Origin of the sequence: Photorhabdus caribbeanensis (assembly GCF_018448885.1) — a bacterium.
Classification (GTDB): domain Bacteria; phylum Pseudomonadota; class Gammaproteobacteria; order Enterobacterales; family Enterobacteriaceae; genus Photorhabdus; species Photorhabdus caribbeanensis.
Map to the genome: position 1 here is coordinate 1 of NZ_RCWB01000012.1, position 22,498 is coordinate 22,498.

At 41.5% G+C, this 22,498-nt stretch carries 17 protein-coding genes and 1 riboswitch; of the genes, 6 read left to right on the top strand and 11 right to left on the bottom strand.

Annotated features, from left to right (window positions below; all coding sequences use genetic code 11):
* Nucleotides 1–218: 218 nt before the first annotated feature.
* Complete coding sequence (locus EAE90_RS10030; protein WP_214053368.1) at nt 219–647, bottom strand: DUF805 domain-containing protein; 429 nt, start codon at nt 645–647, stop codon at nt 219–221.
* A 214-nt stretch (nt 648–861) separates the two neighbouring features.
* Between EAE90_RS10030 and EAE90_RS10035 the strand changes: the two genes are divergently transcribed.
* Together EAE90_RS10035 and yddG are read left to right on the top strand one after the other, a co-directional pair.
* Nucleotides 862–1,356 (top strand): DUF2165 family protein, encoded by a 495-nt coding sequence (locus EAE90_RS10035; protein ID WP_214053369.1) that lies wholly within the window; start codon nt 862–864, stop codon nt 1,354–1,356.
* Nucleotides 1,357–1,364: 8 nt separating this feature from the next.
* Nucleotides 1,365–2,270, top strand: a complete 906-nt coding sequence (gene yddG / locus EAE90_RS10040) for an aromatic amino acid DMT transporter YddG (protein WP_246550584.1) — start codon at nt 1,365–1,367, stop codon at nt 2,268–2,270.
* Nucleotides 2,271–2,544: 274 nt separating this feature from the next.
* Here yddG and EAE90_RS10045 read toward each other — a convergent pair whose 3' ends face one another.
* A complete protein-coding gene (locus EAE90_RS10045) occupies nt 2,545–2,928 on the bottom strand; it encodes a helix-turn-helix domain-containing protein (protein ID WP_214053370.1) in 384 nt (127 codons plus the stop codon).
* A gap of 315 nt (nt 2,929–3,243) precedes the next feature.
* On the opposite strand from EAE90_RS10045, the gene mgrB reads away from it, so the two are divergent.
* Nucleotides 3,244–3,387, top strand: a complete 144-nt coding sequence (mgrB, locus tag EAE90_RS24905) for a PhoP/PhoQ regulatory lipoprotein MgrB (protein ID WP_082300881.1) — start codon at nt 3,244–3,246, stop codon at nt 3,385–3,387.
* Nucleotides 3,388–3,556: 169 nt separating this feature from the next.
* Nucleotides 3,557–4,936 (top strand): amino acid permease, encoded by a 1,380-nt coding sequence (locus EAE90_RS10055; RefSeq protein WP_214053371.1) that lies wholly within the window; start codon nt 3,557–3,559, stop codon nt 4,934–4,936.
* Nucleotides 4,937–5,004: 68 nt separating this feature from the next.
* On the opposite strand, the gene pagP is transcribed toward EAE90_RS10055, so the two are convergent.
* Complete coding sequence (gene pagP / locus EAE90_RS10060; RefSeq protein WP_214053372.1) at nt 5,005–5,628, bottom strand: lipid IV(A) palmitoyltransferase PagP; 624 nt, start codon at nt 5,626–5,628, stop codon at nt 5,005–5,007.
* 600 nt (nt 5,629–6,228) lie between these two features.
* On the opposite strand from pagP, the gene cspE reads away from it, so the two are divergent.
* Entirely contained in the window at nt 6,229–6,438 is a 210-nt protein-coding gene (cspE, locus tag EAE90_RS10065) for a transcription antiterminator/RNA stability regulator CspE (RefSeq protein WP_036781809.1), read from the top strand.
* A 114-nt stretch (nt 6,439–6,552) separates the two neighbouring features.
* Nucleotides 6,553–6,645, top strand: a riboswitch (TPP riboswitch).
* A gap of 39 nt (nt 6,646–6,684) precedes the next feature.
* The gene (thiD, locus tag EAE90_RS10070) at nt 6,685–7,485 is read left to right on the top strand and encodes a bifunctional hydroxymethylpyrimidine kinase/phosphomethylpyrimidine kinase (protein ID WP_214053373.1); all 801 of its coding nucleotides are present in this window, start codon (nt 6,685–6,687) and stop codon (nt 7,483–7,485) included.
* A 170-nt stretch (nt 7,486–7,655) separates the two neighbouring features.
* On the opposite strand, the gene fbaB is transcribed toward thiD, so the two are convergent.
* The 8 genes from fbaB to EAE90_RS10110 all read right to left on the bottom strand — a co-directional run bounded on the left by fbaB (nt 7,656) and on the right by EAE90_RS10110 (nt 22,419).
* Nucleotides 7,656–8,705, bottom strand: a complete 1,050-nt coding sequence (gene fbaB, locus EAE90_RS10075) for a class I fructose-bisphosphate aldolase (protein ID WP_214053374.1) — start codon at nt 8,703–8,705, stop codon at nt 7,656–7,658.
* A gap of 2,175 nt (nt 8,706–10,880) precedes the next feature.
* Nucleotides 10,881–12,242, bottom strand: coding sequence for a prephenate-dependent tRNA uridine(34) hydroxylase TrhP (gene trhP / locus EAE90_RS10080; protein ID WP_214053375.1), 1,362 nt, complete (start codon nt 12,240–12,242; stop codon nt 10,881–10,883).
* Between the two features lie 214 nt (nt 12,243–12,456).
* Nucleotides 12,457–12,801 (bottom strand): YegP family protein, encoded by a 345-nt coding sequence (locus tag EAE90_RS10085; protein WP_036781821.1) that lies wholly within the window; start codon nt 12,799–12,801, stop codon nt 12,457–12,459.
* 97 nt (nt 12,802–12,898) lie between these two features.
* Nucleotides 12,899–13,603 (bottom strand): envelope stress response regulator BaeR, encoded by a 705-nt coding sequence (gene baeR / locus EAE90_RS10090; protein ID WP_036781823.1) that lies wholly within the window; start codon nt 13,601–13,603, stop codon nt 12,899–12,901.
* Nucleotides 13,600–14,988 (bottom strand): envelope stress sensor histidine kinase BaeS, encoded by a 1,389-nt coding sequence (baeS, locus tag EAE90_RS10095; RefSeq protein WP_214053376.1) that lies wholly within the window; start codon nt 14,986–14,988, stop codon nt 13,600–13,602. Before baeS ends, baeR begins: the two co-directional genes overlap by 4 nt.
* A complete protein-coding gene (gene mdtC / locus EAE90_RS10100; RefSeq protein ID WP_214053377.1) occupies nt 14,985–18,071 on the bottom strand; it encodes a multidrug efflux RND transporter permease subunit MdtC in 3,087 nt (1,028 codons plus the stop codon). Before mdtC ends, baeS begins: the two co-directional genes overlap by 4 nt.
* Entirely contained in the window at nt 18,068–21,214 is a 3,147-nt protein-coding gene (locus EAE90_RS10105; RefSeq protein ID WP_214053378.1) for an MdtB/MuxB family multidrug efflux RND transporter permease subunit, read from the bottom strand. The genes mdtC and EAE90_RS10105 overlap by 4 nt, the downstream gene beginning before the upstream one ends.
* Nucleotides 21,214–22,419: an MdtA/MuxA family multidrug efflux RND transporter periplasmic adaptor subunit gene (locus tag EAE90_RS10110; RefSeq protein ID WP_214053379.1), complete on the bottom strand. Its 1,206-nt coding sequence runs from the start codon at nt 22,417–22,419 to the stop codon at nt 21,214–21,216. Before EAE90_RS10110 ends, EAE90_RS10105 begins: the two co-directional genes overlap by 1 nt.
* Between the last annotated feature and the right edge of the window lie 79 nt (nt 22,420–22,498).

Sequence of the window (22,498 nt, forward strand, 5' to 3'; positions counted from 1 at the left end):
TATCACGGCAGGTGTGATGGCGGTGTTCAAGTTCGGCTTTTTGTTCATCGGTAATGAATATTTTCATGACGGATACCATGAACCTCATTTGGGCGAAAATCAAGCAGTTTCAATGAGCACGGGTATATATAAATAATCGTCGTTTTATTTTATAATGACTATTACTATCCTTAAGTAATAGTCATTATAAATGAAATTTTTGCGATATGGAGAAAATATTACTTTTTATTATTGTTTCTCCTTTCTGGCAGAATCAATGCCAGGATAATTCCAATTAGGCTGATACAGGGAGAATACATTATTATTTTGTCGGGAAAATAGTTTGGTAACACACTGAAAATATAGATGAAAATAGAGATTAACCAGCCATACAGCCCCACATCATTAAATCTGTAAGCTGTTTTCATGATTAAATAGTAAACCGTAGCGAAGGAGCACATTGCCCATAGGCCAATAGAGATCATATACAACCACACTGATAACTCATATTTCATGTGCGCTGCGTAATTGTTTTCTGCCAGATAACTTGAGAGAAAGATCAATATTCCTAAAATAACGGCTATTTTAGTAAAGCTAATAATATAATCTTTTCTACTCAATTTTTGGTTGAAATAGCTTTTTATTGAACTAACTAGAGAATCGTTCATAAATAATGGTCAGGTAAATAACAATGGGACAGATAATAGCTGATCTAACGATAGTATGAACAGAAAAATGTAAATCAGATATTAGATGAGAATATTTTAAAAGTAATTTTATGATTAAATATGTGGAAATAAGGTGATGATTGTTAAATTATATGATAGTTTTTATCCTTTATGATCTTTTTGGTGTTTAAACCGTTGTGTGAGGACTTGACAAATGATTATTCGCTTATCTAAAACTTTGATGATTTTTGCAGTAGCTTTGTTTACGACATTAGCTGCTTTTGGCAATATCACAGACTATGCTACTAATTTCGCATTTGTACAGCATGTATTAATGATGGATACCATTTTTCCAGATACAACTATTACCTATCGTGCAATTCATTCACCGACGCTACACCACATTGGTTATATTGCCATTATTTTTTTAGAAACTTTAACGGCAGTGTTATGTTGGATTGGCGGTATTTATTTACTGGCGAATTTAAAATCTAATGCTGCTGTCTTTAATAAAAAGAAGACTATTGCGATAGCTGGTCTGACCTTGGGATTCTTGACTTGGCAGGTGTTGTTTATGTCAATTGGTGGTGAATGGTTTGGGATGTGGATGTCCACACAGTGGAACGGTGTATCTAGTGCTTTCCGTTTTTTTGTCACTATCATTCTGGTACTGATTTATTTGATTCAGTATGACAGAGAACTAGAATAAGAATAAATATGGGAATAGGTGTGAAAACAAATATCGAACAACACAAAGCAACTCTGTACGGAATATTGGCGATTGTGTTGTGGAGTACAATCGTTGGATTGATAAGAAGTGTAAGTGAAGATTTTGGGCCTGTAGGCGGCGCAGCGCTGATATATACTGTTGGATCAATTTTTCTGATTCTGCTAATCGGCTTCCCAAAAGTCAGCGCTTTCCCCAGAGTCTATTTGTGGCTTGGCAGCCTATTATTTGTCAGTTATGAAATCTGTTTGTCACTTGCATTAGGTTTTGCTAATAATCGTGCTCAAGCAATTGAATTGGGTATGGTTAACTATCTATGGCCAGGTTTTACCGTTTTACTCACAGTGATTATTAATAAGCAGAAAGTGAACTGGTGGTTATATCCGGGTTTATTATTATCTATTCTGGGGATCGGTTGGGTGATGAGTGGTGATAATGGCTGGTCACTCAGACAGATGGTAGGAAATATCCAGAGCAATCCGTTAAGCTATGGGTTGGCTTTTGCGGGAGCAATTATTTGGGCGGTGTATTGTAATATTACAAAAATAATGGCGGCAGGTAAGAATGGCATGTCGTTATTTTTTATCCTGACGGCTTTCGCATTATGGATTCAATATTTCTTTACATCTCCTCCTGAAATGGTGGTAAATCTGCACAGTGTCAGCATATTATTGTTTACTGGAGCGGTTATGGGGGTGGCGAATGCAGCTTGGACCGTTGCGATCATCAGAGGACATGTTGCATTGTTGGCTACACTGTCTTATTTCACGCCGATCATATCTACGGCTTTTTCATCATTGCTTCTTAGTACTGCACTCTCTTTTTCATTTTGGCAAGGAGTGCTAATGGTTACTGTAGGATCGATTGTCTGTTGGTTAGCGACTAAAGCCAGATGATAACCGTTAGATGAAGATATCAGGGATTAAATATCAAAGGTACTGGCATCAGGTTTATCCGTTTTTCAAATTCATGTTAACGGAAACTAAGTGCCGTTAGCAGAGCTCTCTGTCCATCTAACCATGAAACCCAGAGAGCCTTGTTAAGGGAAGTATTGTGTCTGGCATCAAATAAAAAATCAGAACACAAAGGTTGAAGCTCTTTGTCTTTCACCGGAAAGCACGACTGCATTTATTGGATAATTGCCTGTTTCAATGTTCTCTGATTATCGTGTCACGAACAGTTGGTAGCGAAATGCAGAGGTAGCTTAACTTCGAGCTCAATATCTGGATTCTGCCGGAAATCATAGGGCGTTATGCCATACTCTTTGCGGAACATGTAAGTGAAATGAGACTGAGAGCCGAAGCCGAAATCTAAAGCGATATCAAAAATAGGCAAGGTGCTGTTTCTTAAAAGATGAACAGCCCCGGCCAGGCGTCGCTGGCGGATATATTTACCAAGAGAAATTCCGGTGACTTCCTTGAATATTTTTTGCATGTGCCAAAGCGAGTAACCGGAGTAGGTTGCCAGTTCTTCCAGGTGGATTACCCGGCCAAGGTGATTCTCAATCCATTTGCTGAGAGCGCATACAAGTGCTAAGTGATTATCCTGTGGCATTAACAATTTTGTTCTGGTTGAAAATGAAAGGAAGTATACACAACTTTTTCTAAAGATGACAAAGCCTTGACATCACGATTTAGATTGTAACTGAATGTGACAATTGATTTTTTTGTTATAGTGAATAGAATCCACATGGTTAGTATTTGTTTAAACGTGTTCTGATATGTTGTTAGCATACATACTGTTGCCGGTACGATTTTTTCGCAATGAAAGCACAGGATGAATATTTTTCTTGTTTCATTGTTGTAAAATATCATTTTCCAACTTTATTCTTAACGTATTGCGTTCTGACCGAACTTAAAGGAAATAGAATTGGACATAAAAAAAACCATTGCAATCTTAGTATTACTTGGAATATGTCTGTTCTTGTACCTGTTAGCTTTGGATAGCTATTGTGATCAGGGGGGAAAGTTTGATTCAGGTATTTGTTCTGTGACTCGATATCTGCCTTTCTGATTAGTTGCTGATACTCATCAGCCATTTTCCCGTCATATATCTGTGCTAACATATATCTTCAATATCCACTCTTTAAAGCTGGTGTTTTGTCTGCTTTGAATAAAGCAGATAATGGGAAGCGGTTGTTTTCCCACTCATAACAAGATAGAAGTTGCATCAAGAGGACAAGATGGCAGGACAATCGCAGCGATCAACACTTAAACGCGGTTTAAAAAACCGGCATATTCAACTTATTGCTTTGGGGGGGGCTGTCGGGACTGGGTTATTTCTCGGTATTGCACAAACCATAAAAATGGCGGGTCCCTCCGTAATTTTAGGATACGCTATCGCAGGTTTTATTGCATTTCTGATTATGCGTCAGCTAGGAGAGATGGTGGTCGAGGAACCTGTAGCGGGGTCGTTTAGTCATTTTGCGTATAAATATTGGGGGGATTTTCCCGGATTTTTATCAGGTTGGAATTACTGGGCGATGTTTACTCTGGTCGGCATGGCTGAATTAACGGCTGTGGGAATGTATATCCACTACTGGTGGCCTGATATTCCAACCTGGGTTTCTGCAACCGTTTTCTTTGTCTTAATCAATACAGTAAATTTAATTAATGTCCGATTATATGGTGAAACAGAATTTTGGTTTTCCATCATTAAAGTGGCTGCCATTATCTGTATGATTGTGTTTGGCGCTTACTTGTTAGTTAGCGGAAATGGCGGGCCTCAGGCCAGTATTACTAACCTTTGGCAACATGGCGGCTTTATGCCTAATGGCATTACCAGCCTAATCATGGCAATGGCTGTGATCATGTTCTCTTTTGGTGGATTGGAACTGGTGGGTATTACCGCAGCAGAAGCGGAAAATCCGCGTATCAGCATTCCTAAGGCCACCAATCAAGTGGTATACAGAATATTGATTTTCTATATCGGTTCTCTGACTGTGTTGTTGTCGCTTTATCCGTGGGGTAATGTCGTTGAAGGTGAAAGCCCATTTGTTATGATTTTTCATAACCTGGATAGTTTCTGGGTGGCTAACGTTCTGAATATTGTTGTCCTAACTGCCGCATTATCTGTTTATAACAGCGGTGTGTATTGTAACAGTCGGATGCTGTACGGTTTAGCAAAACAAGGCAATGCTCCTGGGATGCTGAAAAAAGTTAATGAGAGTGGCGTCCCTATCAGAGCCATTGTCATGTCTGCTTTGGCAACGTCCATTGGTGTATTGATTAATTATGTGATGCCGGGTAAAGCATTTGAATTATTGATGGCGCTGGTGGTAACAACGTTAGTGATTAATTGGGTTATGATCTGTACGGCGCATTTAAAATTCCGGGCAGAAAAAGTTAAACAGGGAATAGAGCCATCGTTTAAGGCATTCTGGTATCCATTTGGTAATTATCTGTGTCTGGCTTTCCTTGCCTTTATACTTGTCATTATTTTGATGATGGATAGCATCCGTATTTCAGTCATCCTGATGCCATTCTGGGTGGGAGTGTTATGGATCGGGTTTTTAATGTCTCGTTCCCGCCGTGATAAAATGAGAGCACAGGAGCAGGGATAACATATATCTGGGTTATCGCTATAAAAATGCCAGGCTGATATTACACAGCCTGGTATTTTTTTATCCCGTTACCACTGCCAACGTAGCCAGGCGAAGAGGACGTTACCATTATTGTATGTGCCGGGAATATATGTCCCTTGCAGCGATAACCGATCATATTCTATGGAGAATAACGGTAATGGGAGTGGAATAGGGACATAATAATAATCATGACGAGCTGTAACGCTTAAAGTGAAACCAATTCCCATTCGAAAACCATCTAACTCATCGGGTATCCACATTTTCTGGAATCCATAGCCAACGATGGGTTCTAAACGGTTATGAGAATCCATAAAAGCCATTGCATAAACGGAATGCCAATCATTGTCTTCGTCGTAACGATATTTACCATAGCCAAAACCCCAGGGCCGCTCATTATATCTATCGATCTTCTCTTGATCGTAGGTATGTCTGTTATGCCAAGTAATTACCGGCAGATAAAGTTCATTGTCGGGTGCATCCCAAGTGAGGGTGATATTATTGTTGAGTTTTTCCCATAGACTACCTGAATTGTTGCCATAACCGATCGGTGTGTGAGATTCAGTCGTTGCTAATGACTTATTAGTGGTATCTGCCGTTGCTGCAAACGCTGTCCCAGATGAGACTAAAAGAGCGGCTGATAGGGTACAGGCTGCGGTTAAATCAAACTTCATTATTTATTGCTCCAATTTCCCGACGACATAAATTGGGAAGATCCTGTGCATCACGTAAAATATGACAAACATCTAAATTCAGGAATTCTACTCTTGCTATTTTCAATAAAAGTTAAACGAAAAATTAATATTAAGATGTGATAGGTATTAACTGGGTATATTTAATACTGATATTTTAGTCAACTAATATTGGGAATGAGTTGACTTTTTCTTTCACTTAAACAGTAGAGATTGGTCCTGCGAACATACAATAGATATAAAAAATCTAATAATAAGATAGGCAAAATAAATTAGAGTTATTTATGTTATCTGGGGTTTTGTTGAGTGGATAAACTGTAAGCGAATTAGGATAACCTTGGATTTTCAAATTTTTGCAGTTATGTTAAACAATAATTGTTGTTAAGAATTTTAAATATGTGCGTTAGCTCCATAGCTGATAAAAAATGGCTTGCCATCATATTAAGAATATGTGATAAATCGTTCGGGTAAACGAGGTACGGTTCTGTTATATGGTTCTGTTAATAGCAGCAACTCGCTCTAGTTTTTATGTTGCGCCGAAACGGCGAATTAGAATTAAGTGATCCAAAGGAAATTCTTAAAATGGCAAAAATCACTGGTACTGTAAAGTGGTTCAACGAATCAAAAGGTTTTGGTTTTATTACTCCTGCTGATGGCAGCAAAGATGTGTTTGTACATTTTAGCGCTATCCAGAGCGAAGGTTTTAAAACTCTGGCGGAAGGCCAAAAAGTTGAGTTTGAAATTCAGGACGGTCAGAAAGGTCCTTCTGCGGCAAACGTCACCACAGCATAACTTCTTTTTGTCGATCATTTTTGATTGACGAAGTAAATTTGTTGTCTGATTGATTTTTTACTGGCAACAATGACATACCGATATCACCCTGTTGGTTTTCTGATAGGGTGTTTTTGTTTTGACTCGGGGCGCTCTTTGCTGAGCTGAGATGAACCCGTAATACCTGATCTGGATAATGCCAGCGTAGGGAAGTCATGGTGTCTTTTCCTGATACTTGCTCTTCTTTTGCTGGTTGGAAGGGGTACTATGATAAGAATTAATTCACTGACAATTGCCGGTACTGATCCTAGTGGCGGTGCTGGCATTCAGGCCGACCTAAAAACTTTCTCTGCTCTTGGTGCTTATGGCACAACAGTAATGACAGCGCTTGTTGCGCAAAATACCCGCGGTGTGCAATCTATTTATGATATCGATCCTACTTTTGTTGCGGCACAGCTTGAATCTGTATTGTCAGATATCAGAATTGATAGCGCTAAGATAGGCATGTTATCTAATGCAGCCAACGTTGCCGTTGTTGCCGACGCAATAAGTCGTTATTCCGTTCCTTATGTTGTATTGGATACGGTAATGATTGCGAAAAGTGGCGATCCGTTGCTAGTGCCGGAAGCAGTTTCCGAGGTTGTTGAACGATTATTACCGAAGGTCTCGTTGATTACCCCAAATTTGCCGGAAGCCGCAGTGATATTGAAATGCTCTGTAGCAAAAACTGAAACGGACATGCAAAAACAAGGGCGTGAATTATTATCGCTAGGATGCGAAGCCGTTTTACTGAAAGGCGGGCACCTTACAGAACATGAAAGCCCCGATTGGCTATTTACTGTTGAGGGAGAATGGCGCTTTACTGCGCCCAGAATCAATACTCGCCATACACATGGTACAGGGTGTACGCTCTCTGCTGCATTGGCTGCTTTGCGTCCACGTTACCCGAATTGGCAAGCAACCCTGCCTGTTGCCAAATCGTACCTCCAGGCGGCGTTAGAACAAGCGGATTCGTTAGATGTAGGAAAAGGCATTGGGCCTGTGCACCATTTTCATCAGTGGTGGTGAGAATAGCTGATTGGCGTTTTCGGGATTTGGAAAGAAGGTGATAATGAACTAAGAAGAATAAAGTGTTTGCGCTATGAAAGTAGTGGTTCAGACTTTTTTCGCGGACTTTACAATCTATTCATTATCACCGATGACAAGCTTTGTTTAAGATTTAGGCTGTGGTTTGAGATTTAAGCTATAGTCACTTGCTTATCCAGATAGACATCTTGAACCGCATTAATCAGTTCAATACCCTCTTTCATGGATTTTTTGAACGCCTTACGACCAAGGATTAGCCCCATACCGCCTGCGCGTTTATTAATGACGGCGGTGCGAACTGAATCACTCAAATCATTATTACCGGATGCACCACCTGAGTTAATCATACCTGCGCGTCCCATGTAGCAGTTAGCTATCTGATAACGGACTTGATCGATAGGATGATCGCTAGTCAAATTAGTGTAAACACGTTTATCGGTATGACCAAAACCAATTGCAGTATAGCCGCCATTATTTTCGGCCATTTTCTGTTTAACGATATCGGCGCCGATAGTGACGGCCAAATGGTTAGCCTGACCGGTTAGGTCCGCACTGGAGTGATAATCCACTCCCTCTTTTTTGAAAGCAGAATTACGTAGGTAGGCCCACAATACCGTTACCATGCCTAATTCATGCGCCCGTTTAAAAGCGGCTGAAATTTCCTCAATTTGACGACGTGATTCAATAGAGCCAAAGTAAATCGTTGCGCCAACGGCAACGGCGCCCATCTCAAATGCTTGTTCAACACTGGCGTATAAAGTTTGATCATATTGAGCGGGATAGCTCAGGGTTTCATTGTGGTTCAATTTAACCAGAAATGGGATCTTATGGGCATAACGACGAGAAACAGCAGATAACACGCCATAAGTAGAGGCAACACAGTTACAGCCAGCTTCAATAGCCAGTTCAACGATATTTTTGGGATCGAAATAGAGAGGGTTTGCTGCAAAAGAAGCGGCAGCAGAATGCTCTACGCCTTGATCCACCGGCAAAATAGATAAATAACCAGTACCTCTAAGACGACCATGATTTAACAACGTTTGCATGGAGCGCAGAACCGTATTAGGTCGGTTATTGTCGATCATTACGCGGTCAACAAAGTCGGAGCCTGGCAGATAGAGATTTTCACTCGGAATGGTACTACAACGATGTTGCAATAAACTGTCCGCATCTTTGCCCAACAACTTAGCGATATCAGTCATGTTTTACTCCAGTTATGAAAAGATGCTATTGATTGTCATTTATCCTTTTTAGGATAACAAGTTGTATTGGGAGGGAAGTGGTAGTGGATCGCTTCAGGTGGGAGGTTAAAGAGAATTTTATTACCTGAAAAGTGGCTATTTAGCGAAAAAGTGATATTACCATTCCTTTAAGGAGTATAGAGGCGAAAGTGTAAGATCTTTATGTGCTGGATTAAATGTACTCGTAATCCTTATCGTTTGCTAATAAACAATTTTCCAGGATAAGATAAATAGGTGTATGAGATTTAATACTGATAAAGAATAAATTATTCACTGTATTTATAATGTCGATATTAATTTGGTATTGATGAATTGAAATATTAATATAGTTAAACTATTTGTCTTTATTAGACCCTGTTAATATTCTCTTGGTTTTTATTACTAAGTAATTAAATGTTTTTATTATAGATTGGATATATGTTATTGTTTTTATGAAGTTTTGAAAAAAACTTATGTTTTATTTATTTGAGAGTTTTTGTCTCTATAGATTTAATTATTTGTCTTTGTTAATGTCAAAAAATTAAATGAATTTATTATTGTAAATTTTCATCTATATTGGCGTATTCTTATTTATGCAAGAATGAATTTTCTCATTGTTTTTTATTGATTTATAATATTCCAATGTTATTGGATGAAATTAATAAGATTGTTGGGTGGTTTTAGAGCTAAAATTAATATGGATTTATTGTTTTTAATAAATAACTCATTGATTAATATTGGGTTGTTATGTTGTCTTCCTAATTTGATTAACTTAAAGACAAAATGATTATTTATATTTTCCTCTTTTTATATATAATCTGAACATTTTATTATATAAATTTTTCACAAAGATATAATATGTTTTTATATTATTTTTGTGAGTTTTATAAGGTTTTTTTTGTATTTCTTCTCTCTATTGATATAAATTTAATTGATTTTAATTATTCATGTGAATGATTTTTTTATTTTGTCAATTTATTTATAACCAAGTTGCGGTATTATATATGATAAATAACCATTTTTGGCATCAATGTTTTTTAATCTACATAATCCTGTAAGCGACAGTCAATATAGTTATTTATTCTTTCTTAGAAGTGATAATAATATAAAATAATAATTATGCTAAATTTTTAGTTTTGCCTTGTATTCATCAGTTAATTAACTGATTAGAAAACATATCAATATAATTTGATGTTATCACAGATGGAAAATTTCTCATGTTTTTATTGTCAATAGTGACATCTTGGTTTCTTCCATTTACCAAGAATAATTTCTTATTACATTTCTTCTTTAGTAACTTGTGTGCAAGATGATGTTTTATAAAGTTATTGGCTCTATTGATACTGGTTGAGAACTTGATAGATAAAGGCTGAATGTCTATTGCTGTTACTCGCTAAGCTAATTTTTCCTGATGTTATTGTTAGGTGATATTTTTCATGCTGATCTGGTGTAAAAATGCGTTTCTATAGTTTTTTGGTTTACTGAGTAGCTTCTGTTGCGGCATTAAATTTCATCTTTATGGGAGGGCAACATATACTGCGCTGTTGTTTATCAGCTCTGGAGTGATTTGGCTATTTTTTCCTTGCTCATATTGTGGGTATATAAATCATAATCCATTTTGAGTTGTTAAGTTGGTATAGTCAGCTAAATGTTTGAACTAATAGTTTTAACAATAAGTAAATTGTAATTATCTGTTCTCATAATTTTCACCTGATTAATTCTATCAAATTGTATAATATTTGGTCTAAATATGATGAATTTCCTGAATCATTGAACAGTGGAAAATTTTAATTACATTTCTTTAGATAGTGTGATATTTCAATAAGTAGAAATATTCTCTTATTAAGATGCAGGTATAAGAAACACATTAATATAAATATTCATTGCTTTAATAGTTAAATTTCTCTATTTAATTAATCATGTAAATGAATTTTGTAACTTGTTGATTTTATTTCTCGAAGGAAAAAAGAAAAGGCCAGCTCAAGGGAGATTGAGCCGGCCAAGGAGGTGGTTCCTAGTCTTACTGTAAAACTTTTTTAATTTTTTATTTTTCGCCAACAATACTACGGTAAATAAAATAGTATTGATGTGATCTGTTTCTAAAAAAAGAAATATATCCTCATAAAGAGGGGATATTGATGATTATTTGTCTGAGTTTCAGTTCGTTTGAGCAGATTGAGAATTAATACCATTTAGATTACGTATTAATAAGGCATAATTAATATCGATTTGTTTAGGAATTGGCAAGTAGACAATATACCCATCTCCAGGAGCAACTTCCATTGGTTGGCCTTTTTTATCCTGCATTGCTTCCAATGTAAACTGGATATTGCCTGATGGCGTCATTAATTCGAGACGGTCTCCGATCATGAATTTATTTTTGACAGCAACTTCAGCTAATCCGTTGATTCGTTCACCCGTAAATTCACCAACAAATTGTTGTGTATCGGATATCGAGTAGCCATATTCATAAGTCTGATAGGCATCATGGGTATGACGGCGCAAAAATCCTTCGGTATAGCCACGATGAGCGAGCCCTTCTAACGTTGTTAGCAGCGTTGGATCAAAAGGTTTCCCTGCAACGGCATCATCAATGGCTCGACGGTAAACTTGTGCTGTGCGAGCGCAGTAGTAGAAGGATTTTGTCCGCCCTTCGATTTTTAAAGAGTGGACGCCCATTTTGGTTAATCGCTCAACATGCTCAACTGCACGTAAATCTTTAGAATTCATGATGTAAGTACCATGTTCATCTTCGAAAGCTGACATATATTCACCAGGGCGTTTTGCTTCTTCGAACGTAAATACTTTATCTGTTGGTGTGCCTGTTCCCAATGTTGGTTCGATGTTTTTTGTCGGTATAGGTTCATGCATATGCACAATATTACCGATATCATCTTCTTTGCCTTCTTGGACATGATATTCCCAACGGCAGGCATTAGTGCAGGTTCCTTGGTTGGGATCTCGTTTATTAATGTAGCCGGACAACAGGCAACGACCGGAATAGGCCATACACAATGCACCATGTACGAAAACTTCCAGTTCCATATCGGGAACCTGCTGGCGAATCTCGTTAATTTCATCCAGAGAAAGCTCACGGGAAAGAATGACCCGCGTCAGCCCCATTTGTTGCCAGAACTTTACTGTTGCCCAGTTAACTGCGTTAGCTTGAACGGAGAGATGAATTTCTATTTCAGGAAAAGCTTCACGAACCATCATGATTAGTCCGGGATCGGACATAATGAGAGCATCTGGCCCCATATCAATGACAGGTTTTAGATCACGGATAAAAGTTTTCAGTTTGGCGTTGTGAGGCGCAATATTGACCACAACGTAAAAGCGTTTACCAAGCTCATGAGCTTCTTTAATGCCGAGTGCCAGATTTTCGTGATTAAATTCATTATTGCGAACGCGCAGGCTGTAACGTGGTTGACCAGCATATACGGCATCTGCGCCATAGGCAAAAGCATAGCGCATATTTTTCAGCGAACCGGCAGGGGAAAGTAATTCTGGAGTAAACATGGTTAAAAAATTCTCGATTTGAGTTGAGATTAGTTTTCACTATAAAAAGTAAGGATAAGGAGAGGGATTCTAACGCTTAATTTGTTGGGGGTACAAATTTATTAGCATGAAATGTTCGGTTCTATTGATCAACTAAGAACGTGATCGATGAAGCGCACCTTATCAATTGACAGTAACTTTCAACTGATAAGGTACGGTTTACCATGAAAAAATATCATTCTGACTTTGTTAAATCTCGGACATTGATGCTAGGGCCATGCTTAATCGCAGATTGAATGCCTTTTTTGGCCGCGACTTCATTATCGTAAGATTCGCTGATGCCGATAACTTGATAATTTCTCGCTTTTAGCACGAAATAGGACTTGCCAGATTTGTTTTCTCTGATTTCGAAGTTTTTTTCTGCCGGTGAATTTGCCTGGACAGAACGAATTCCTTTATTCGCTGCTGCCTTGGTGGTGTACATTTCACTGGTAAGGATAACTTCACCGTTCGATGCTTTTAAATTGAAGTAATACTGCTTGTTTTTTGTTCTCTTAAGATCATAATGACCTATAGCCATAAGAAATTCCTCCAATTAAAGGTAAGTATTTTTAATATAGCTGAATTTCTGACCGGTGAAAGGTTGAGAGAAATTTAATTCAGTTAAAGTGTGACAGTTATAACAAACGGCATATATCTGCTTCCCATCGGTACCCAAGTCCATAAATAGAACGAATGAATGTTTTACTGTTGTCCAGTTGTTCCAATTTACGGCGTAAATTTTTAATGTGGCTATCAATAGTACGGTCTGTCACGATTCGGTGATCGTCATACAGATTATTCAGTAACTTATCGCGGGAAAATACTTGCCCTGGGCGACTTGCCATCGTTTTTAATAACCGGAATTCAACTGGGGTCAAATCCAATATTTTATCGCGGTAACGCGCTTGGAAGCAGCCCTCGTCAATTTGCAGATCGCTTTGCTTGACAATATCTTGCGGTCGGTAACAGCGACGAAGAATCGTTTTAACTCGCGCGACAATTTCACGTGGACTGTAAGGTTTACAAATATAATCATCTGCCCCAATTTCCAATCCAAGTAAACGGTCAATTTCTTCCGTTTTGGCAGTGACCATAATGATCGGTACGTCAGAAAAGCGGCGAATTTCCCGACAGATAGATATGCCATCGCAGCCTGGAAGCATCAGATCCAGCAAAATAATATCTGGATTGTGTTGCTGTACATGGGAGACAGCTTCATCACCCCGCAATAGCCACTGGGTTTCGTAATCAGCCGCTCGTAGGTAATCAACTAGCAATTGGCCAAGTTTTGGCTCATCTTCAACAATCAAAACAGTATAATGTTCAAATTCTGTACTCATAGCGTTTCGCCGTCGAGGGATTTAGTTAGCGGCAATTCTACGATAATTCTCAGACCACCTAAAGGTGAGGGTTCAGCATGGATTGTGCCGCTATGTGCTTCAACAATGTTATAGCAAATAGCTAACCCAAGCCCTGATCCACCACTGGCGCGGTTTCGTGAGGATTCACTACGGTAGAATCGTTCAAAAACCCGTTGGCATTGTTCTGTTGACAGGCCGGGCTTACTGTCCTCCCAATTCAGAATGAAGTGGTTATCGTTAGAACAACCTTTAATGATTAATTTTCCATTATCAGCGGTATAGCGAAGACTGTTTTCCAGTAAATTATGAAATAACTGAGTCAATCTGCTTGGGTCGGCAAATACCATCATAGTTTCAGGAAGTTTAATATCTATCTGGATTTGCTTATCAAGGAAACGTCCACGATAAGATGCGATAGCAGCCTGAATTAACTCACTGATATTGATAAGTTCTTTCCGGTATGCCAGTGCCCCGCGATCGGATAAAGATAGTTGGTGTAGATCATCAACCAGTTTGGTCAATGTAGTAATTTCAGTTAATAACGAATTGAGCGTTTCTGGGGTGGGTTTGTGAACACCATCCTGTAGCGCTTCCAATTCACCGCGCAATATAGAAAGAGGAGTACGCAGTTCATGGGAAATGTCTGCCATGTAATCGCGACGCATCTGTTCGTTTTTTTCCAGGGTACTGGCGAGCTGGTTAAAATTGTGGGCAAGCTGACCAATTTCGTCTTTACTTGATGGTGTGACTCGGGCACTGAAATCGCCTGCTGCTAGTTTATGGGTTCCTTCAACCAAACGTTTAACGGGTTTTAACATACCACGGGATAATAATAGTGTGGCTATGATTGCCAGCAAGGTAGATAAACCGGCAATGATCCAGCTTGTCAGTTGTTGTTGGCGATCAAAACTGATATCAGCTTGACGGGTAATTTTATCTGATGTGCTGACAATGACCCAGCCAACAACTTGATGATGATAGAGGATCGGTTTGCGATAGGTCTCTGACGGAATTTTACCTTCATGACCAACCAGTAGTTTCATGTCACTGTCCACTACCCAAAATTGGGTTCGCCAACCGCGAGGTGGCGGACCTTGATAGCTTTCACTGGTTTGTTCAATGGAACGAATGATTTGAAAAATTACCCGGTCATTCCTCTTTAAGAATTTCCAGCTACCATATTGTTGATATTGTTCAGCCAGTGCTTCGGCTAACATGGCGGTACGTAACTGGATATTTTGTTTTATATAACCAATAAAACCATGCTGGAAGCTGCTCCTTACCCCCCAGTGCATGGTGACGAGTACCAGCATACAAGTAGCGAAGATGGCCATAAACAGTTTACCACTGATGCCTAGTTTCATAATGGCTCCATAACTTGTCTGGCGGTACGCCGTTGTTGCCACTTTTCCCTTAGTCGATCAAAACAGAGATAGACCACCGGTGTGGTATATAGTGTTAAAAGCTGACTCATGACCAAACCACCTACAATAGTTATTCCTAAAGGTTGGCGTAATTCCGCACCGTCGCCACTACTCAAAACCAGTGGCAGAGCGCCAAATAAGGCGGCTAGTGTGGTCATCAGAATTGGGCGGAAACGTAGCAGGCTGGCTTGGAATATGGCATCACGGGCACGGATATTACCGTTACGTTGAGCTTCAATAGCAAAATCCACCATAATAATGGCGTTCTTTTTCACGATACCAATCAATAACATGATGCCTATTAATGCTATCAGGCTGAATGGTGTGTCAAACAGTTCCAATGCCAGTAGGGCGCCAATGCCGGCAGAAGGCAGGGTAGAGAGAATAGTCAATGGATGGATATAACTTTCGTACAATATCCCTAGCACCAGATAGACGGTAATAATGGCGGCCAGAATCAAGAATAATTGGGACTTCTGGGTTTCCTGGAAAATCTGGGCGGTACCAGCAAAAGTGGCGCGAACCGTGGAGGGTACACTAAGTTCAGTCATGGTTCTTTCAATCGCATTGACAGCATCCGAGAGGGTATAGCCTTCCGATACATTGAAAGCAATGGTTGAAGCCGCAGAAAGCCCCTGATGATTCACACTGAGTGGCGCGTTAGCCGGTTGCCAGTGAGCAAAATAGGAGAGTGGAATGGTTTTTCCTTGATTATTAATCACAAACATTTTTTCCAGCGCACTGACATCTTGCGTATATTCTGGCGCCACTTCCATCACAACCTTGTACTGATTGAGTGGTTGATAAATAGTGGATATTTGTCGCTGACCAAAAGCATTATTCAGCAGGCTATTGGCTTCACTAACATTAATGCCCAGACGAGACATAGTATCGCGGTCATAGATTATTGCCATTTCAGCCCCTTTATCCTCTTTATCCGAATTCACGTCAGTTAGTTGGGGCAATTGCCCTAATGCCTTACGGATAACAGGTTCCCATTTGCGAAGATCATTTAGATCATCTGCCAGCAATGTAAATTGATAGCTAGCATTAGCCTGGCGACCGCCTGCCCTAATATCTTGTACCGGAATGAGAAACAGATTTGCCCCCGGTTCATTGGCAAGTTTAACTCTCAGGCGTGAAATAATCTGTTCAGCGCTTTCTGATCGCTCTTTTAATGGTTTCAGAGAGATAAACATAAAGCCATTATTTACCCGCCCACCACCGGTAAAACCGATAACACTGTCTACCGTAGGATCTGCATTGATCGTCTGCATGAAATTTTTCATTTTTTCACGCATAGATTGGAAGGAGATACTTTGGTCTGCCCGAACAAACCCTAGCAACCGACCGGTATCCTGCTCTGGGAAGAAAGTTTTGGGGATATTAATATAGAGCCAAATATTTAGAGCAATGATGCCAGCCAAAATTAGCAATACCCAACGGCTATGATTAAGAACCCACATCAGAGAGCGTCCGTAAATTTGCTGAATTTTCAGCAGAACTTTACCAAATCCCCGTATTTTCTTTTGTGCTTTGGGAGGTTGAGATTTTAGTAAATGAGCGCACATCATTGGCGTTAGTGTTAAAGAAACCAATAATGAGATGCCGATTGAGGTGGTTAAAGTAATAGCAAATTCACGGAACAGCCGACCAACCAAACCATCCATGAGCAGAAGCGGGATAAAAACTGCTACCAACGAAATACTCATCGAGAGGACTGTAAAGCCTACCTCCCGAACACCTTGTAGTGCCGCTTGTATGGGTTTTATACCTGCTTCAAGGTGGCGGGAAATATTCTCCAGTACCACAATCGCATCATCCACCACAAATCCTGTGGCAACTGTTAGCGCCATCAAGGAAAGATTGTTCAAACTGAAACCGCACAGATACATGGCAGTAAAGGTGCCAATGAGTGAAACCGGTACCGCGATGGCAGGGATTAATGTTGCGCGACCGGAACGCAAAAACAGGAACACCACCAGAATGACTAGCCCGATAGCAATCACCAATGCACGTTCTACTTCTGCTAATGAAGCACGAATAGTTGGTGTGCGATCTTGAGAAACTTTAAGCTGAATACTGGCAGGAATAGATTCACGTAATGCCGGTAATTGTTCACGGATACGATTTACTGTGGCAATAATATTCGCGCCAGCCTCACGGCGAATGATCAACAAAATAGCCGGTTCACCGCCAGACATTCCGGCAGCTCTGACATTCTGAACGGAATCTTTTACATTTGCTACATCCTGCAATCGTACCGGTGAATTGTTGTTGTAGTGAACGATGATCGGACGATAGCTTTCGGCGGTTTTTAACTCATCATTAGTTTGGACTTGCCAGTGTTGCTGATCGGAATCCACATATCCTTGTGGACGACGAACATTGGCATTACTGATAGCTTTGCGTACCGCATCTAGCGAAACTCCCTGATGAAACAGGGCGCCAGGATTCAATTCAACTCTGACTGCGGGTAATGAACTGCCGCCAACAGAGACTTCACTAACGCCTTCAACCTGGGCGATTTTCTGAGCCAGTTGAGTAGAGGCAAAATCATAAAGTTGCCCTTGATTATAGGTATCAGAAGTCAATGTGAGGATCATAATCGGGGCGTCAGTCGGGTTGACTTTGTAATAACGCGGCCTGCCAGGCATACCAGAAGGTAGCAGACTTTGAGCGGCATTCAGTGCTGCCTGTACATCCCGTGCTGCGCTGTTAATATCACGATTGAGGTCAAATTCAAGTGTGATATCGGTATTGCCAAGGGAGCTACTGGAGGTCATTTCGTTGACTCCGGCAATTCGACCTAGGGCGTGCTCCAGTGGCGTAGCGACAGATGAGGCCATTGTCTCCGGTGAAGCGCCCGGTAATGAGGCGTAAACGGAGATCACCGGAAAATCCACTTGCGGTAAAGGAGAAACCGGCAACAAGGTAAATCCTAATACCCCGCATAGGGTTATGGCTAAACTCAATAGCGTGGTGGCAACAGGACGTTGGATAAATAAGGCAAAAAATTTCACCGCGGCTCCTGATGATCAATGGATGAAGTGTCTGGGAGTGAGAACCGACGATTGCGGCGATAATGTGCCAACCGGTCAAACAGTAAATAGATCACCGGCGTAGTAAACAACGTCAGGATCTGGCTCATAATCAATCCACCGACCATACAGATACCCAGAGGCCGACGTAATTCAGCGCCTACACCGGTGCTGAGCATCAAGGGAAGCGCCCCAAGTAATGCGGCCATTGTGGTCATCAGGATCGGGCGGAAACGCAATAAACACGCTTGATAAATGGCTTCGTAAGGCGGTAATCCCTGTTCACGTTCTGCCGCTAACGCGAAATCTATCATCATGATGGCATTTTTCTTCACAATACCTATCAACAGGATAATGCCAATGATCGCAATGACATCGAGTTCGTGTCCTGCCATCATCAGCGCCAGTAGCGCACCCACTCCTGCTGTCGGCAACGTAGAGAGGATTGTCACTGGATGGATGAAGCTTTCATACAGTATGCCTAGCACGATATACATCGCGATAATGGCAGCCGCGATTAGCCACAATGTATTGCCCAATGCGCTTTCAAATGCCAGCGTTGCTCCCTGGAATTGGGTGGAAATGTCTTTGGGCATTTTGATCAATTGTGCCGCATCACTAACAGCATTGACCGCCTGTTCGAGAGAAGCATCCTCGGCAACGTTAAAAGAAAATGTTGCTGAGGGAAATTGAGCGAGATGATTGATTGCCAGTGGGCCAAATCGTTGTTCAATAGTCGCAATAGCCCTGAGAGGTACGACATGGCCGTCAGTTCCGTTAAGGCGGATGTTATCAAATGCCGCCAGCCCTGGAGTCGATGTCACATCATGTTCCAAGATGATCCGATACTGATTAGCCTGGGTATAAATGGTTGAAATTAGCCGTTGGCCGAATGCGTTGTAGAGCGCGTTATCTATAGCGGCCATTGAGATACCTAGTCGGCTGGCAGTGTCTCGATCTACTTTAACGTAAGCGATCAGCCCCTGATCTTGCCAATCACTGCTGATATCGACTAGCTCTGTTTTCTGTTTTAGTTCAGCCAACAATTTTGGCACCCAGATACTCAATTCATCCAGAGAAGTTGCCTGCAAAGTGAATTGGTATTGGGTACGAGTAACCTGAGTATCAATCGTCAAATCCTGAATCGGTTGCAGGTAGAGTTTTACACCGGGTATAGCGGCAATTTTTTCCTGCAAACGCGGAATAATGTCAACGATTCTGTCATCACGCTGATTCAATGGTTTTAGTGTGATTTGCAGTCGCCCGTTATTCAATGTTGGGTTACTGCCATCAACACCGACAAAGGTGGTGATATTTTCTACTGCCGGGTCTTGCAGTAATAAAGATGAAACTTGTTGTTGTTTATCCACCATTGCAGCAAAGGAAATGGATTGCGGCGCTTCTAGTGTTCCTTGGATCAGCCCATTATCTTGCGATGGAAAAAATCCTTTTGGAATCATCAGGTAGAGCAGGGCAGTGAGCGCCAATGTGCTTAGGGCGATGCCAAGGGTGATCCACGGGTGGTTCAGTGCTCTTTTCAGCCATACGGCATAACCGGCAATCATTTGTTCAAAAAAGCCTTCACTGGCTTGTTCAAAACGATTGTGTTTTATCTGTGATTCCGGTTTCAGTATTCGAGCGCACATCATGGGGGTTAATGTCAGCGAGACAATGGCTGAAATCAAAATTGCCACAGCCAGGGTAATCGCAAACTCGCGAAACAGGCGGCCAACGATATCGCCCATAAAAAACAGCGGGATTAGCACAGCAATCAAAGAGAAAGTCAGGGAGATAATGGTAAAACCGATTTCACCCGCACCTTTGAGTGCTGCGGTCATCGGTTTCTCGCCTTGTTCTATATAACGGGAGATATTTTCAATAACCACAATGGCATCATCTACGACAAAACCGGTGGCAATGGTGAGCGCCATTAGCGTCAGGTTATTGACGGAGAAGCCGCAGAAATACATCACTGCGAATGTACCAATCAGTGAAAGAGGAACGGCGATACTGGGGATGAGTGTTGCAATACCGTTACGTAAAAACAGGTAAATCACCATAACAACCAGTGCAATTGCCAGTAACAGCTCAAACTGAACATCTTTCACAGAAGCACGAATGGTTGTCGTGCGGTCAGTCAGGATTTTCATATCGACGAACTTCGGCAAGCTGCTGATGAGTTCCGGCAACATCTGACGAATCTTATCTGTGGTTTCAATGACGTTGGCGCCGGGCTGGCGCTGAACATTAATCACAATGGCTTGCTTGTTATTTGACCATGCGCCTAGTTTGGTATTTTCAGCTCCTTGCTCAATGGTTGCGACATCTTGTAACCGTACCGGTGAGCCATTTTTATAGGCAATGATCAGTTTGCGGTAATCGTTGACTGACTTCATTTGATCGTTGGCCGAAAGCGTGACGGAGCGAGTCGGACCATCAAGGCTGCCTTTGGCGGAATTAACGTTAGCATTGTTGATTGCAGTACGTATCGTTTCGCTATCCAATCCCTGTGCAGCGACCGCTTGAGCGTTTAACTTCACTCTGACGGCTGGTCGTTGGCCGCCGGCGAGCGTCACCAATCCTACACCGTTGACCTGTGAAATTTTTTGTGCGATACGGGTTGCTGCCATATCTTGAATCTGTGTCATTGGCATTGCATCGGAGGTGATTGCCAGCGTTAAAATAGGCGGATCAGCGGGATTAACCTTGCTGTAAATGGGAGGGTAAGGCAGGTCATTTGGCAGTAAATTACTGGCCGCATTAATGGCCGCTTGTACTTCCTGTTCGGCGACATCTAACGGCAAAGTCAGTTGGAATTGCAATGTGATAACGGAAGCCCCGCCGGAACTTTGGGATGCCATCTGTTTAAGACCGGACATCTGTCCGAGTTGGCGTTCCAGTGGCGCAGTGACTGCCGAAGTCATCACATCGGGGCTTGCGCCGGGGTAGAGCGTGACAACCTGAATGGTGGGGTAGTCCACTTCCGGTAGCGCAGACACGGGCAACATGCGATAGCCAATAATGCCCGCCAGCAAGATTGCTGCCATAAACAGCGTGGTGGCGACTGGTCGCAAGATGAACAGGCGTGATGGCCCGCCGCCTGGGATTGGGGAGCCTGCCTGCATCAGGAATTCTCCGTTTTGTCGTGTTTTTGTGGCTGAGGCTTATTTACCATCGGTGTGACAATATCCACCTTAGCGCCATCCGTCAGGCGATCGATGCCATCAGTGACTACTTTATCACCTGCTGCCAAGCCGGTACTGATAACAACACGCTTTGTATCCTGCAATTTGACCGTGACCAGATGTTTGCTGACTTTATTCTCTTTGCCTAACATCCAGACAAAATTCCCTTCATTACCCATTTGCAAAGCCGCATTTGGGATCACCACTGCGTTTTCCAGTGTATCGACTTTAATATGGACATTAACGAACTGATTTGGGAATAAGATGCTATCTTGATTGGAAAAACGGGCTTTCAGCTTAATTGTGCCGGTAGCGGCATCAATTTGATTATCAATGCTCAACAGTTTCCCTTCAGCAAGTTGTTGCTGATTATTGCGATCCCAGGCGCTAACAACGACGTCATGATTTACTTTCTGAGCTTGCAAAACTGCATTGATATCGTTTTCAGGGAGTGAAAATAGTACATCTACTGGATCGGTTTGGGTAATAACCACAATAGGAGAGTTATTGCCGCTGGAGATAAAATTCCCTACATCGATCTGTTTCAAACCCACTTTACCGGAAATGGGGGCGGTAATACGGCTGTAAGTGAGTTGAAGTTTGGCGCTATCAATTGCTGCTTGATCAACTTTCAGACTGGCCTCGTGTTGGCGGACAAGTGCGCGTTGATTATCCATTTCTTGTTGGGAAATCAGGTGAGTGCTTGCCAATTTCTGGTAGCGATTGAGATCCTGACGAGCATTCGCCAATATTGCTTCATCTTTAGCAAGTTGGCCTTTGGCTTGCGCTAGCTGAACCTGAAAAGGACGCGGATCGATTTCTGCCAGTAAATCCCCTTGTTTAATTTGTTGGCCTTCCTGAAAGTGCAAAGCGATAAGCTGACCTTCAACCCGGCTGGTTACTGTAGCGGTATTGGCGGCCTGAATGGTGCCAAGCCCAGTTAGAAAGCGAGGGACTGCCTGCTCTTTTGCTGTGGCAACCTGTACCGGGGGTAACGGGGGATGCTTTAAACCAGAGGGTTGATCCGATGAGCTGGATTGTTGAGGGATTTTAAGTTGGTGCCAGAAAAATATAGCGGCAGCGATGGCAATGGCGACCAGTGCTGCACGGAAAAGGAGGGTACGGCGTTTATTATTTTGATTCATTTCTTCGACATTCTCTCAAACACAAGGCTAGGGTATTGCTTGATTATGTCCGACTGAAATATCGGTTTAATCACATGTT

What these genes read in the sequence shown, in the direction of transcription:
- EAE90_RS10055 (WP_214053371.1), top strand. Translation starts at nt 3,557, where the DNA reads ATGGCAGGACAATCGCAGCGATCAACACTTAAACGCGGTTTAAAAAAC.
- cspE (WP_036781809.1), top strand. Translation starts at nt 6,229, where the DNA reads ATGGCAAAAATCACTGGTACTGTAAAGTGGTTCAACGAATCAAAAGGT.
- fbaB (WP_214053374.1), bottom strand. Translation starts at nt 8,705, where the DNA reads ATGACTGATATCGCTAAGTTGTTGGGCAAAGATGCGGACAGTTTATTG.
- EAE90_RS10030 (WP_214053368.1), bottom strand. Translation starts at nt 647, where the DNA reads ATGAACGATTCTCTAGTTAGTTCAATAAAAAGCTATTTCAACCAAAAA.
- EAE90_RS10085 (WP_036781821.1), bottom strand. Translation starts at nt 12,801, where the DNA reads ATGGCTATAGGTCATTATGATCTTAAGAGAACAAAAAACAAGCAGTAT.
- thiD (WP_214053373.1), top strand. Translation starts at nt 6,685, where the DNA reads ATGATAAGAATTAATTCACTGACAATTGCCGGTACTGATCCTAGTGGC.
- baeR (WP_036781823.1), bottom strand. Translation starts at nt 13,603, where the DNA reads ATGAGTACAGAATTTGAACATTATACTGTTTTGATTGTTGAAGATGAG.
- pagP (WP_214053372.1), bottom strand. Translation starts at nt 5,628, where the DNA reads ATGAAGTTTGATTTAACCGCAGCCTGTACCCTATCAGCCGCTCTTTTA.
- trhP (WP_214053375.1), bottom strand. Translation starts at nt 12,242, where the DNA reads ATGTTTACTCCAGAATTACTTTCCCCTGCCGGTTCGCTGAAAAATATG.
- EAE90_RS10105 (WP_214053378.1), bottom strand. Translation starts at nt 21,214, where the DNA reads ATGCAGGCAGGCTCCCCAATCCCAGGCGGCGGGCCATCACGCCTGTTC.
- yddG (WP_246550584.1), top strand. Translation starts at nt 1,365, where the DNA reads ATGGGAATAGGTGTGAAAACAAATATCGAACAACACAAAGCAACTCTG.
- baeS (WP_214053376.1), bottom strand. Translation starts at nt 14,988, where the DNA reads ATGAAACTAGGCATCAGTGGTAAACTGTTTATGGCCATCTTCGCTACT.
- EAE90_RS10035 (WP_214053369.1), top strand. Translation starts at nt 862, where the DNA reads ATGATTATTCGCTTATCTAAAACTTTGATGATTTTTGCAGTAGCTTTG.
- EAE90_RS10110 (WP_214053379.1), bottom strand. Translation starts at nt 22,419, where the DNA reads ATGAATCAAAATAATAAACGCCGTACCCTCCTTTTCCGTGCAGCACTG.
- EAE90_RS10045 (WP_214053370.1), bottom strand. Translation starts at nt 2,928, where the DNA reads ATGCCACAGGATAATCACTTAGCACTTGTATGCGCTCTCAGCAAATGG.